Here is a 13,178-nt window from a genome sequence, read left to right on the forward strand (position 1 = left end):
GTCACGCCGCAGCGAAGCCGTTCGTTCCGGCGCCGTTTCGCTTCAGCGGCCAGAGGCCGGCCGCCCTCGTGCAGAGCACCGAGCCGAGGCCGATGAGGCCCACCGCCAGCGTGATCCAGTCGCCGAGCCAGGGGATGAAGCCGGCCACGAGAAACAACAGACAGCCCAGTGCCAGGTGGAGGTAGCGGTTCTCCGTCCGATGACGGATCAGCGCCGCTCCGACGGTCCGGAGCACGGCGACGATGCCCGCGTAGGCGGCAAAGACCACGACCAGCGCGCCCACCGCTGCGAAGGGGATGCCGATGATGGTGACGCAGAGGGCGACCGCGGCGGCAACCGCGGCGAGCATGCCGACCAGGCCGATGGCGAAGGCCCGAGCCGGCCGCGCCGCCACCTCGAGCTCGAGCTTCTCCATGCGCTCGCCGGCCAGGGCGATCAGCACCAGGCCCAGGACGAAGAGCACGAGCGTGCCCGAGAAGGCCTCGCTCACGTCGTTCATCAGGCGGAAACTCCAGGAAGAAAGCCCTTCTGCACGGTCGATCAGAACTCGCATCGTCGCCTCCGAGAGCCCTTTCGCCCCATCGAGCCGAGTTATTTCGCGCGGCAGCCGGGGATGGACGGGCCGGGACGTTTCGCTGACAATCGCCCGCGCTGGAGACCCCCGATGAAGATCCAAGCCGTGACCCTGGGCCTCGTGTGTTCGCTGTTCGCGCCGGAGGCGCTCGGCCAGGACCGCTTCGCCACCGCTGGCCGCTTCGCCATCGGGGCCGAACGCGTGTTCGGCTACGCCTCGACCACCACCAAGGTCGAGACGGAGTTTCAGCCGGGCAACATCGACTACGAGCGCGAGACGACGAAGACCCAGCTCGATTTCCTCGCCCGCGGCGACGTGGAGAACCCGTTCGTCGCCCCCCGCGTCGGGTTCGACTACTTCGTGATCGATGGGCTCAGCATCGGCGGGGCCTTCGCCTACACCTCGGACAAGGAGGACGGCGACGAGACCCTCGGCAACAACAACAACGACCTGGCCGAGGAGGAGTCCAGCGGCTTCGCCATCGCGCCCCGCGTGGGGTACTGCTTCATGTTCAACGACACGGTCGGCATCTGGCCTCGGGGTGGCTTCACGTACGCCTCTGCCAAGACGGAGGTCAATAACCCCGGCAACGCCCCGGACACCGGCACCGAGTTCTCAGTGCTCGATCTCACCCTCGAAGGCATGCTGGTGATCACGCCGGTGCCGCACGCGGGCTTCATGGTCGGTCCGACCATCGAGCTGCCGCTGTCCGGCTCCGGGGAGGCCGACCAGGGCAACACCACGCAGGACATCGACAAGGTGAAGATCACCACCATCGCCCTGCAGGCCGGGGTCTTCGTCTGGTTCTGAGCTTCAGCCCAGCTGCTTCAACATCGTGGCGGCGTCGCTGACCTCGAACTTGCCGGGCGCCTCCACGTTCAGCTGCTTCACCACGCCGTCCTCGACCAGCATGGAGAAGCGCTGCATCCGCGTGCCCATGCCGGACTTGGACAGATCGACCTCGAGGCCGAGCTTCTTGGCGAGCTCGCCCGAGCCGTCGCCGAGCATGCGGATCTTGCCCGTGGCCTTCTGCTCGCGGCCCCAGGCGGCCATCACGTAGCCGTCGTTGACGGAGACGCACCAGATCTCGTCCACACCCTTCGCGCGCAGCGCGTCGAGCTGCTCCAAGTAGCCGGGCACGTGCTTCGCCGAGCAGGTGGGCGTGTAAGCGCCCGGCAGGCCGAAGATCACGATGCGCTTACCCTTGGCCGCCTCCGCGGTGGAGACGGGGTCGGGCCGCAGCGGACAGGCTTCGCCGAATTCGGTCGACTCACTGAGTGTGGCGTTCGGAAGGGTGTCCCCGATCTGGATGGTCATGGCGCCGGGCAGGCTACCATGCGTTAGAACCGCTTCGGACCGGTCTCCGCATCCCACGCCAACAAGGCCGCCGTCGGCCGGCCGTCCACCAGCCGAACCACGAGGTGGGTGCGCGTGGCCGGCAGGCTGGTGGCGCTGCCGTCCTCGAGCTCCTCCTCGGCCCAGGCGCCCACGTTGACGTAGCTCGAGTCGGGCCGCGTGGCGCGGAGCTCCGGCAGGTGCGTGTGGCCCATGACCACGAAGGCGGCGGGGAACACGCTGCCGACGCGGGCGGCCCGCTCGCGCAACAGCGCGCTCGCGTCGATGCTGCCGCGCGCACGACGCCAGAGCCAGGCGATGGTCGCGAGCCCAGCCAGGGAAACCAGCGCCGCCACGCCCAGCGCCGGTGTCCAGCGCGCGATCAGTAGCCAGATCAGCGCGACCGTCGCCAGCACCGCGACCGCGACCCGATCCAGCATCACGCCGGCCAGGATCCTGAGCACGCTCCGGGTGATCGGCGGCCGCTGGAGCGAAGCCAGCGCCTGGAGCTTCAGCAGGCTGATGTGCCGCGCCTCGGCCAGGAGCGCCATCTTGCGCTCGTGCTCCTGGCGCACCCAGAGCGCCGCGTCGCTCATGTGCTCCCGCCAGACTCCCAGCAAGGTGGCGACCGCCAAGAGGAAGCGCCGACCCAACCCCAGGATGCCACGAGCGCCCAGGCGCGCGCCGAAGCGCAGGTAGTCGATGGCGCTGGCGGTGTCGTGGCCGGACTCCCGCATCCCACGCGTCGGCCGAACCACGTAGCGCAGCAAGATGTCGGAGAGCGAGCGAGCGGAGCGCCGCGGATCCGAAGGCGTTACCGGGTGCAACACGTGCTCGTAGGAGCAGAAGTCGTCGTATTGGTGGCCGTGCTCGATGAAGACGACGCCTTCCTCGTAGTAGAACCACTCGGCGAACTCGACCGCGTCGGACTCCCCCGCGCCGTGGCGTGCCAGGACGTCTCTGAACGCCGCCTGCACCGGCTCCCAGTGGAAGTCGACGTCGTGGTTGCCGCGCACCACGACCAGCGTGTTGCCCGCCGCCACGAAGCGAGCGAGGGCCGCGAACACCTCGCGATGATGCTCCGCAACGAGCCGGAGCTTCGCCAGCGTGTGATCCACTGCTCCCCCCAGGCCGTGGGAGCGCTCGTCCTGGTTGGGCTCGGTGGAGATCTCACCGGCCTCGGCGCTGACGCTCATGCCGACGAAGTCCACCAGATCACCGGCGATGACCAGCCGCCAGGGCCTCCCCTGCTCCGGGCGCTCGCGATACCAGTCGAGGAGCGCGGCCAGGTCACGGTCGCGACGTAGGCTCGCGGCGCTGCGCGCCGGGGCGCCGGGACGGCAGTGCTGGACCAGATCGCTGCCCAAATGGACATCGGATAGGACCAGCAGGTTGTGTCGAGCTTCGGGCAAGGAGCAGCCAAACCTAGTCTGACCCATCGTCCGCGGCTGTCACGCGAGTCGCGCACTTTTCTCGCGCTAAGCCCGGCTGCCCTGAGCATCGGCACAGCATGGGATGTGGTAGACGCGGGCCATGCCCCTCGGCACTCCCGAACGCCCGGTGCGCGTGGCGGTGATCGGCGCGGGCCCGGCGGGGTTCTTCACCGCCGACGCGCTCTTGCGCTCCGAGTCGCCGCTCTTCGACGTGGACGTTCTCGAGCGCCTACCGACCCCCTTCGGCCTGGTGCGCGCCGGAGTCGCGCCGGACCACCAGAAGATCAAAGCGGTCACCAAGACCTTCGAGCGCACGGCGCAGAACCAGCGCTTTCGCTTCCTGGGCAACGTAGAGGTCGGCCGAGACATCTCCGCGAGCGAGCTCTCTCGGCACTACGACCAGGTCGTCTACGCCGTGGGCAGCAGCAGCGACCGGCGCCTGGGCATCCCGGGCGAAGAGCTGGGGGGCAGCCACTCCGCCACCGCGTTCGTCGGCTGGTACAACGCCCACCCGGACTTCCGTGACTTTCCCTTCGACCTGAGCGTCGAGCGGGCCGCGATCGTGGGCGTCGGCAACGTCGCCATGGACATCGCGCGGGTCCTGCTCAAGGACCCGGAGGAGCTCGGCAAGACCGACATCGCCCGGCACGCGCTGGAGGCCCTGCGCTCGAGCCGCGTGCGGGAGGTGGTGCTGCTCGCGCGGCGCAGCCCCGCCCACGCCGCCTTCGACCCTCGGGAGCTCGAGGACATCGCGGCGCTGCCGGGCGTCCGCGTGGAGCTCGACCCAGCGCGGGTCGCGGCCGACGCCCGCGACACCGAGCACCTCGACTCGCGCCAGCAGCGAAACCTGGAGGTCATGCTCGGGCTCGCCCGCAAGGAGCACGAGCCCGCCGAGCGCGTGCTGCGTCTCGAGTTCAGCGCCTCCCCCGTCGAGCTCCTCCCCGACCCGCGCGGCCGGGTCCGCGCGCTCCGGGTGGAGAGGAACGAGTCGGTCCGAGGGCCCGACGGCCGCGCGGTGGCCCGAGGAACCGGGCAGTTCTTCGAGCTCGAGGCGGGCCTCGTGTTCCGCTCCATCGGCTACCTGGGCCTGCCGCTGCCCGGCGTGCCCTACGACGCCGACTCCGGCGTGATCCCCAACCGCGACGGCCGCGTCACCACGGAGCGGAACGGCCAGGTGATCCCCGGGGTGTACGCGGTCGGGTGGATCCGGCGGGGACCCCTGGGCGTGATCGGGACGAACAAGGCGGACGCGCAGCTCGTCGCCAAGAGCATGCTCGAAGACGTGCGCACGCTGGCGGGGGCAGCGCCGGAGCTCCGCACTCACCAAGCGGTCGACGAGACGCTGGCCAAGCACGGCGTGAAGGTGACGAGCTACGACGACTGGATGCACATCGATCTGGTAGAGTTGGACGAGGGGCGCGCGACCGGGAAGCTGCGCGAGAAGTTCGCGAGCGTGGAGGAAATGATGAACCAGCTCTTGAAGAAGCAGGCGGAGGGGTGAGGACATGTCGAGCCGGCGATCGATTTCGGCAGTAATCGCGACCGGGCTCCTCGCGCTGCCCTTGGGCTGCGAAGACAAACAGAAGGCGGCGGCGAAGCCCGAGGCGCCCGCCTCCGCGGCGCCGGCGCCGAGCGCGACGGAGGTGGAGGCTCCGCCCCAAGGCTGCACCGCCAGCGGCACGGACTCCGTCTCACTCGGCAGCGTGAACGGCCACGTTCACGGCTTCGCGCTGGACGGCGGCCACGTCTACTACTCGACCTGGCAGCTGTTCGGCGGCCGAGGTGATCTGGGCCGGGCGCGCAAGGACGGCCGCGGCCCGGCCAACCTCGCCTCGCTGTCGCTGGAGCCGCGCGGGCTCATCGTGGACGCCTCGAGCGTGTTCTTCACCTCCGGCATCCGGCTGATGCGCGTCCCCAGAGAGGGCGGCGAGGCCAAGGTGCTGGCCGAGACCTTCTCCTCCCAGAGCATCGCCGGCGACGGCACCTACGTATACGGCGTGCCCGGCGACTACGGCCCCTACGATCGGCTGATCCGCGCAGAAAAGAGCAGCGGCACGACCAAGGAGCTCGACGTCTCCGAGCGCCCCGAAGCCAAGCTCGCGCCGTTCGGCTTCAGCGCCATCGCCGTGGACGCGCAGGGGATCTACGTCACCGACTCCAGCGCCAACCGAGTGCTGCGCTTCCCCCTGGACCGCGGCAAGCCCAAGGTGCTCGCCACCGGGCAGGACAAAGCCTACGACCTGGCGATCGACGACGCGAACGTCTACTTCAGCCTGGCGCAGAAGGGTCACCTGATGAAGGTCGCGAAGTCGGGCGGCGCTGTCAGCAAGATCGCCTCGGGCCTCGCCCCGAGCGCGCGCATCGCCGCCGACGGCAAGGGCATCGTCACCACCGCCGCGGCGGTCGAGAAGGACGGCACGGAGACGCTGGTCGCGTTCGGCACCGACGGCTCCGCGCCGAAGCCCGTAGCGAGCATCACGAGGGGTCACAGCGTGGACGCCATCGCGCTCGACGAAAAGTGCGTGTACTGGGCCCAGCACGATCCCGACTCGCGCAAGGCCACGCTGTACGCCCACGCCCGCTGAGCTTCACTCCGCGGGCAGCGCGCAGCTCGGGCGCTCGGGCGACGCGTCACCCGGCAGGACGCGCAGGCGGCGCCGGTGACGGACGGGCTGGGGCGTGAGGCCCTCGCGACGGCGGCGCGCGCTCTCCTGCACCTCGAAGGCGAAGCCGTCGAGCATGGCCGGATCCACCGGGTCGCCGTTCACGGGGATGGTGAGCGAAGGCAGACCCTCCCGCTCCGCAACGTGGAAGAACTGAGCTTCCGCGATCTTGTTGGGCATGCACTCGAGGGGACCCACGCTGACCACGCCGTCGATCAGCCCCTGATGCCACTCGTGCACCGGGCCGCCCACGGTCAGCACGGCCTCGCCGGTGAGGGCCTCGCGGACGTAGGGCTCGGCGGCGGCGATGCTCTCTTGGACCGGGATGCGCGCGGGCCAGCCCAGGATCCGGGCCACGCCCGCGTAGCTCTGCTCGATGATGCGCTTCTGCACCCAGGACGACAGCCGAGCCGACAGCCCGGCCTTGGCGCCCGTGGATCTGTGCACGTAGTCCGTGTACTCGAGCCACTCCGTGAACGGCGCGAAGCGGGTGCGAATGCCGCGCTGCTCCAGCTTCTCGATCAAGAAGTCGTTGGCGAACGGATCGCAGCGCACGTAGATCTCCCCGACCACGAGCACCGTCGGCAGCTGGCGCTCGGTCCGCACCCCTCGGAGCTCCGCCGCGGCGCGCGCGAGGAGCTCCGCGGTGCCGAACAGGCGACCGGAGCTCACCTGCCAGAGCGCGCTGGGCACGCTCAGGTCGCCGCCCCCGGCGCGCTCGAGCCGTGCGAGCAGCTCGCGCTGGTAGCGGCGGAAGACGGCGTCGGCGAGCCCGGGCTCCGCCTCCGCCGGCCTGACGTCGTAGAGCGCGGCCTCCAGCATGTCGTGGGCGGCGAAGCCCGCCATCACCAGCGCGGAGAAGCCGGCGGGGATGCCGTCGAAGTAGTCCTTGTCCCGCGGTGACCAGATGCGAACACGGTCGGCCGAGCCGAGCCGCTCGAGCACGATGCGGTGCAGGATGTTGTAGACGCCGAACCGGCACGGCCCGTCCGCGGTGGGCATGAAGAAGGCGAAGCGCTGGTCGGGATTGGGCTCGCGCTCCACGCGCTCGAGCAAGCTCCCGAGCGTGATGGTCATCGGCACGCACTCCTTGCCCGAGGTATGGCGACGCCCGGTGCGTAGCGCGTCGCGGTCGGGGATCGGCAGCACCTCTGCCTCGACCCCCACACCGCGCAGGCAGGCGGCCATGGCCTCGGCGCCTTCGCCCATGCGCGGCACCAGCAGGCGCTCGCGGCTCGCCCGGATGTCGCCGAGCGTGTGGTGCTGTCGAGCCACCCGGGAGAGATCGCTCTCGGCGGGCGCCCGGTGCTCCCGCGCCAGATCCTCGCGGACGCAGTGCAGGAACGCCTCGATGCGCGTCTTGGTCCCGGCGTCGCCGGCATGCCCATCGGTCTCGATCACCGCGAAGGGCCTGCCCGCCATCGCGTAGGCGAAGAAGTGCAGGTTGAAGCTGTCGGGTCCGCACGAGTAGTTGCTGCACCAGATCGAGTACAGCCCTGGAGTGCGCCGGATCTGGTGCGCCGCGCGCAGGTTCTTCTGCCCGTGCCCCCAGTACACTCCGTCGAAGGTCGGGACGTCCGCCTCCACCTCGTAGCAGTCCACGGGGATCGCGATGGCGCCCTGCTCCCGGAGCAGCGGCGGCACGTTGGAGTTCAACACCGAGTTGTAGAGCGTGTACGGCCGCCCCAGCACCACGACCGGGATCAGGGCGTGCTCCCGACAGAAGTCCAGGGCGTGCCGGCCGAGCTCCAGGCACTTTGCGTCGAAGGATGTCTGCTCGCGCTTGGCGCGCCGATACGCCCCGAGCCAGGCGAGCCCGGAGACTCCGACCGACTCCGCCAGGCGCTGGCAGCTCCTCAGGAACTCCCGGGACTCGAATCCCTCGGCCCCGAAGTCGATGACCGGGGAGAGCAGTCGCGCGCCCCGCTCCGCGCCCAGATCCAGCCGCATCACGTCCGGGCTGGCTTGCACCACCGGGCAGGCCACCGCGTGGGGTTCGTCGGCGGAGCGCGGCATCTCGCGCAACATGGGCGCGAACACCCAGGCTGCGCCGCGCTCGGACATGCTGGCGACCAGGCCGTGATAGAGCTGCATCGGCGCGCACCACGGCACGTTCGCCTCCTCGATGCCCCGCTTCAGCGTCTTGGCTCCGGAGGCGCGCTCGTAGACCAGGTCGAAGCCCAGCTCGAACAGGAAGGTCGCGAAGAACGGGAACAGTCCCTTGAGCTGGAACTCGTCGGTGAGGGCGATCTTGGTCTTGCCTCGGTCCACGCTGACACGCCCGACCAGCTCGGCGATCAGGGCCTCGCGATCGCGGAACGGATCCGGGGCGAGATCGGGCAGCTTCTTCTTGCCCGTGCCGCGGTCCCAGAGCGAGCAGCTGCCGCCCCAGGTGAAGCGCCCCGGCTTGTCCTGAACCAGCGTCCCCACGCGGTCGATCCGGCACTTGTTGCCGGGCTCCCCGCAGCCCTTCTTGCTCTGGCAAACGAAGGTGTCGCGCCGCACGACCTTGGCCGAGAGGAACCGCGCCGGCTCCACGCCGCCGGTGACATTCGGTGAGATCGCTTTCTGCGTGAGCAACGCGATGCCGAGCGCGCCCACCGTGCCCGGGTTCGGCGGCACGATCACCCGGCTCCCGGTCTCGCGCGCCACGGCGGCGGCCAGCGCGTCCGAGGCGAACGGCATGCCCTGGCAGAACACCACCTGCCCCACGGAGCGCGCCCCCTTCACCCGGTTCAGGTAGTTCTGGATCACGGAGCCGTAGATGCCGGCGACGACCGACGACGTCCCCGCCCCTGCCGCGACGGCTTCGTCGATGATCTCCGCCATGAACACCGAGCAGTGCTGCCCCAGCGAGACGCCGCCCTCGGCCGCCAGCGCCGCCTCCCCGAGCTCGACGACGTTCTCGATGCCGCCGATCTTCTTGCCCTGCTCCTCGATGAACGAGCCGGTACCGGCGCTGCACGCCTCGTTCATCGCCGCGTCCACCACGCGCCCTTCGCAGAGGCGGATGTACTTGGCGTCCTGCCCGCCGATCTCGAAGATGGTGTCCACGCTCGGGTCGTAGTGGAGGGCTCCCTCGGCGTGCGCGGCGATCTCGTTGAGCACGTAGACGCGCTCGACCCCGTAGGAGCTCGAGAGCAGGGACCCCACGATCTCTCGGCCGCTGCCGGTGGCGCCGAACGCCACCAGCGCGTGCGGTCCGGCGGGCGACTCGCCCAGCATCCGCATCAACGTCTGGGCGGCGCCGATGGGATCGCCGTTGGTGTTGATGTAGCCCTCCCACAAGAGCTGCCGCGTCGCGCGATCGACCGCGACCACCTTCGAGCCCGTCGAGCCGATGTCGAAGCCGGCGATGATCTCCCGCGGCTCCTCGAGCCGGGCCGGGAGCTCCGGGCGCTGCATGCGTGTGACCCGGGAGAGTTGGCTCCGGAGCGCCGGCAGGCGATCCAGATGCGCGTGTTGCGCCGGCGCCAGCAGGCGGTCGAGGGTCGGGACGCGCGCGGGGCGCTCGGCTGCCCGGAGGGCGGCGCCCAGCGCGTCCACGTAGACGTGATCGTCCGAGGTGGTGGCCAGAAGCTCCATGCCGTGCCGCCCGAGGAAGCCGCGGAAGTGCTCGCGGACCCGGCGCGAGCGCGCCACGCCGCCGATCAAGAGCACGCGCTTGGGCGACACCGCCGGCTTGATCAGCACCTGGACGTTCTCGCACACGGCGTCGTAGAGGCCGGCCACGATGCGCTCGCGACCCTCGCCCTTGTTCGCGAGGTGCGTCATGTCGGTCTTCAGGATCACGGGGCAGCGACCCGACAAAAGCGCGGGCTCCGTCACGCCCTCGACCAGCTCGCTCGCCGCCTCGATGTCGAGCCCGAAGCGCTCCACGAGCTGGCGCAAGAAGTTCCCCGTGCCCTGCGAGCAGCGGGAGTTCTCCCGGAAGACCTCGACGCCGCTCGGGCGCAGCTCCAGCACCGAGAAGCCGTGCGCGCCGATGCTCACGACCGTGGCGTCGTCCTCACCGATCAGGAAGCGCGCGCCGGCTGCCTGGGCCTGCTTCACCGGCACCGCCGGGAGCGCGAGCACGCGGCTCGCACGCCCGACCACGCTCGCGCCCGAGAGATCGTCCCAGCCGAAGTCCGCGAGCGCTTCGACCACGGCGCGACCCGGCTCCTTGTCGTGCTCGACGCTCCGGCGTCGCGTCCAGCAGAGCCCGTCGCCCTCGCGGGCCAGCTCCACGATCTTCACGGTCTCCGCGCCCACGTCGATACCGACGAAGCGCGCGCCCCTCGTCCTGCGCTCTGCCATGTCGCGGGCAGCCTAACGCCATCCACTGACACTGGCGTCAGTGACAGTCGTGGACCGACTCGCCGTCTTGACGATCGTCATTTCGGCGACGCGGTTCCCGGCGCTTGCGCAGCCGGACCGGGCAAGCCGGCGCCGCACCCAGTGCGCTGGTGACCGAGCGCTCGCAAGGGTTGCGGCGTGGGTGCTCGGAGCAGCGCTCGAATCAGCCGGGCACGTGTCCTGCATTCCCCTGCTCGTCATGTCCCCCGATCGCCTGCTCCGAGTCGCGCACGTCTACGAGCATGACGCGCGCAAGTTCGAAGATCTGCTGAACCAGCTCCTCGACCGCATCGTCGCCGAAGGCGGCACGGTCGGGGACATCAAGTACGCGAGCGATCCAGCGTCGCAGGCCGAAACCCGCGGCGGCTTCGGCGCGCTCGTGATCTACGAGAAGCCGGCGTAGCCTGGGCTGGATGCGCTCCGCCGGCCTGGGCCTCCTGCTGATGGCGTGTGCGTCGGAGCAGCCGGCGGCGGCGCCCGCGGCGCCGGCGAAGGCGTCACCGCGCGAAACCGCGCCAGCTCCGCCGCCGACCCCCGCGCCGGAGCCCGTGACTGACGCTGGTGTCGGAGCGCCGGCGAGCCCGGCACCGGCTCCGCCCGAGGGCCCCAAGGCCGACAACCCGGGATACTCGGACGTCTCGAGCCTCGCCGGCCCGCACCTCCCCGACGGCCACTACTTCGTCGATGGCAAGGTCGGCGCGCCGCTGCCGTGCAAGCCTTGTCCCAAACCTCCGGCGTGCAAGCCCGGCGGCAAGTGCCCGCCCTACCCCGCGTGCGCGGACTGTGCTCCGAGCCTGATCCTCGAGCACGCCGGCGCGACCATCACGATCTCGCTCGCCGGTGCCACGGCCCCGGAGCTCCGCGCCGGCGAGCAGCTCCGCGTGGTGCTCGAGAAGCGCGCCGGCGACCTTTACTTCGGCAAGCGAACGAAGCCGTGTCCCCCCTCGCGCTGTCTGGAGACGGAGCCACCCATAGAGCTCGAGCCCGCGGGCAAGGGCCGGAGCGTGCGACGCGACGGCGAGCGCTGCTACGCCAAGCGCGGCTGCCCGCCGAACGCCAAGTGCGACATCGACGCGGAGTCTCGCGTGCGCTGCCCGTGATCGCCGTCAGGGTGCGACATCGTGTCGCATGGCCCGAACGCGCCCGCGGGGCATGAATCCCACCCATGAAAGAGATCCCGTTTCTGGCGCTGGTGGCGCCGTTCCTGCTGATCGCTTGCGGGTCTTCTAGCGAAGAGCCGAGCAGCGAGGACCCGACCAAGGGCCTGGTCTCGCTGGGGGTCGAGTCCACGGACAGCCTCTCCGTGGAGCTCTACGCAGACGACGCGCTTCGCGTCGGGCTGAATCAGCTCCACTTCCGGCTCGCACGCCCCGACGGGAAGTCGCTGAAGCAGGCGAGCATCACCCAGCTGCCCGTCATGCACATGGAGGCCATGGGCAAGGAGCACAGCTGCCCCCACGAGCAGCCGGCCCCGAGCGCCGACGGCCGGGGACTGTTCCCGGCGTTCGTGGTCTTCCAGATGGCCAGCGGAGCCTCGGACAGCTGGCGCGACGAGGTGAGCGTCGAACTGGGGGACGGCGCCGCCCAGGCCCTGGTGTTCGAGAACCTGGTCGTCGCCGAGTCGAGCGCGCGCAAGGACCTGTCCGTGCCGGACGGCAGCGGCGGCGAGAAGAAGGTCGTCGTGACGCTGAACTTCGCCGCCCCGCTCGCAGTGGGGCAGAACCCGTTCACGCTGACCCTGCACGAGAAGGCCGACATGGGCGGGATGAGCTGGAAGGCGCTCACGGACTGGAGCGTGGTCTTGACGCCGGAGATGCCCAGCATGGGCCACGGCTCGGCGGACAACGTGAACCCCACCCACGTCGCCGCCGGCCGCTACGACGGCAGCGTGAACCTGAGCATGCCCGGCGTCTGGAAGGTCGCCTTCGACTTCGCGCAGGCCGGGAACGCTCTCGGCTCCGTCGCGTACGAAGTCGAGCTCTGAGCCAGTCCCGCTCGGTAGTTCTCCATCCGCGGGCCGCGGACCAGTTCCTGCGCATCAAGTCACGTCGCGGAGCCAAGAAGGCGATTCTGGCGGTTGCCGCCTCAATCCTGCAGGCGGTCTACTTCATGCTCCGCGACGGCGTCGAATACCACGACCTGGGCTCCGACCACTTCGACCGCCGCGACAAGACCAAGGCGATCGGCCGCCTCGTCCGCCGCCTCGGCGACCTCGGCTGCAAGGTCGAGATCCAGATGATCGCCGGCTGACGGGTTGGTTTCCTAGTAGTCGGGCCGGACAGAGGTTGAGAAGCGACGCTTTCTCGAAGAGTTGAGGACGGTCACGGGTACGGCGCGCGAGCAGGCGCAAATTCGCACTGGAGGTCAGGACGGGCCGGCGCTGGAGCGGAGGGTGTGGCTATTCGGGGGCGCGGTGAGCACTGGCGGAGTCGGCGAGGTGGGTGCACGACGCAGAGCTCGATGACCGCGAGTGCGGCACTGCGTGCAGCTGCCTGGAGGGAGCGCCATCGGACTCGAGCTAGCTTCCGGACCCACGGCGCTGCCGCTGACAAAGACCACCAAGGGCATCCCGTGCACGCCCGTTTGTTTGCGGGCGTGCGAGCAGCGTTTCAGCGTACGGTGACCTGAAGGAAAGAGCATCGAGACGTCGATTTCTCTTGACGCATTCTCGAGCGACGCGCGTTCGCGTTCGACGACCACGCGGGTGAGGGCCTCTCGCTCGCGCGTGGTGACGCGCTCGTGCGCGTTCGTGCGCGCGACGACGCGCGACGCGTTCAGATGCCCGAAACGCGCTCAGCGTGTCAGCAGCGAGCTCGAAAATCGCGTGATATGCCA

The 13,178-nt window shown here is 70.0% G+C and carries 11 protein-coding genes; 7 read left to right on the forward strand and 4 right to left on the reverse strand.

Translation table 11 applies throughout. The features are described from left to right. Window position 1: 1 nt before the first annotated feature. Entirely contained in the window at window positions 2-499 is a 498-nt protein-coding gene (locus HS104_29760; GenBank protein MBE7484141.1) for a hypothetical protein, read from the reverse strand. Between the two features lie 165 nt (window positions 500-664). On the opposite strand from HS104_29760, the gene HS104_29765 reads away from it, so the two are divergent. Next, the gene (locus tag HS104_29765; protein ID MBE7484142.1) at window positions 665-1,384 is read left to right on the forward strand and encodes an outer membrane beta-barrel protein; all 720 of its coding nucleotides are present in this window, start codon (window positions 665-667) and stop codon (window positions 1,382-1,384) included. A 3-nt stretch (window positions 1,385-1,387) separates the two neighbouring features. Here HS104_29765 and HS104_29770 read toward each other — a convergent pair whose 3' ends face one another. Next, a complete protein-coding gene (locus HS104_29770; GenBank protein MBE7484143.1) occupies window positions 1,388-1,891 on the reverse strand; it encodes a peroxiredoxin in 504 nt (167 codons plus the stop codon). A gap of 23 nt (window positions 1,892-1,914) precedes the next feature. After that, on the reverse strand, window positions 1,915-3,321 hold the full coding sequence (locus tag HS104_29775; GenBank protein MBE7484144.1) for a metallophosphoesterase: 1,407 nt from the start codon (window positions 3,319-3,321) through the stop codon (window positions 1,915-1,917). 121 nt (window positions 3,322-3,442) lie between these two features. Here HS104_29775 and HS104_29780 point away from each other — a divergent pair, with 121 nt between their 5' ends. Then, window positions 3,443-4,843, forward strand: coding sequence for an FAD-dependent oxidoreductase (locus HS104_29780; protein ID MBE7484145.1), 1,401 nt, complete (start codon window positions 3,443-3,445; stop codon window positions 4,841-4,843). A 4-nt stretch (window positions 4,844-4,847) separates the two neighbouring features. Next, complete coding sequence (locus HS104_29785; protein MBE7484146.1) at window positions 4,848-5,927, forward strand: hypothetical protein; 1,080 nt, start codon at window positions 4,848-4,850, stop codon at window positions 5,925-5,927. Window positions 5,928-5,930: 3 nt separating this feature from the next. On the opposite strand, the gene HS104_29790 is transcribed toward HS104_29785, so the two are convergent. Further along, window positions 5,931-10,304 carry a CoA activase gene (locus tag HS104_29790; protein ID MBE7484147.1) on the reverse strand — a complete coding sequence of 1,458 codons (4,374 nt, stop codon included), beginning with the start codon at window positions 10,302-10,304 and terminating at the stop codon, window positions 5,931-5,933. A 238-nt stretch (window positions 10,305-10,542) separates the two neighbouring features. Between HS104_29790 and HS104_29795 the strand changes: the two genes are divergently transcribed. The 4 genes from HS104_29795 to HS104_29810 all read left to right on the forward strand — a co-directional run bounded on the left by HS104_29795 (window position 10,543) and on the right by HS104_29810 (window position 12,593). Continuing rightward, window positions 10,543-10,746, forward strand: coding sequence for a hypothetical protein (locus HS104_29795; protein ID MBE7484148.1), 204 nt, complete (start codon window positions 10,543-10,545; stop codon window positions 10,744-10,746). A 10-nt stretch (window positions 10,747-10,756) separates the two neighbouring features. After that, the gene (locus tag HS104_29800) at window positions 10,757-11,443 is read left to right on the forward strand and encodes a hypothetical protein (GenBank protein MBE7484149.1); all 687 of its coding nucleotides are present in this window, start codon (window positions 10,757-10,759) and stop codon (window positions 11,441-11,443) included. 65 nt (window positions 11,444-11,508) lie between these two features. Beyond that, the gene (locus tag HS104_29805) at window positions 11,509-12,327 is read left to right on the forward strand and encodes a FixH family protein (protein ID MBE7484150.1); all 819 of its coding nucleotides are present in this window, start codon (window positions 11,509-11,511) and stop codon (window positions 12,325-12,327) included. A 125-nt stretch (window positions 12,328-12,452) separates the two neighbouring features. Beyond that, on the forward strand, window positions 12,453-12,593 hold the full coding sequence (locus HS104_29810; GenBank protein ID MBE7484151.1) for a hypothetical protein: 141 nt from the start codon (window positions 12,453-12,455) through the stop codon (window positions 12,591-12,593). The last annotated feature ends 585 nt before the right edge of the window (window positions 12,594-13,178 follow it).

The organism is Polyangiaceae bacterium (assembly GCA_015075635.1).
Lineage (GTDB): Bacteria > Myxococcota_A > Polyangia > Polyangiales > Polyangiaceae > JADJKB01.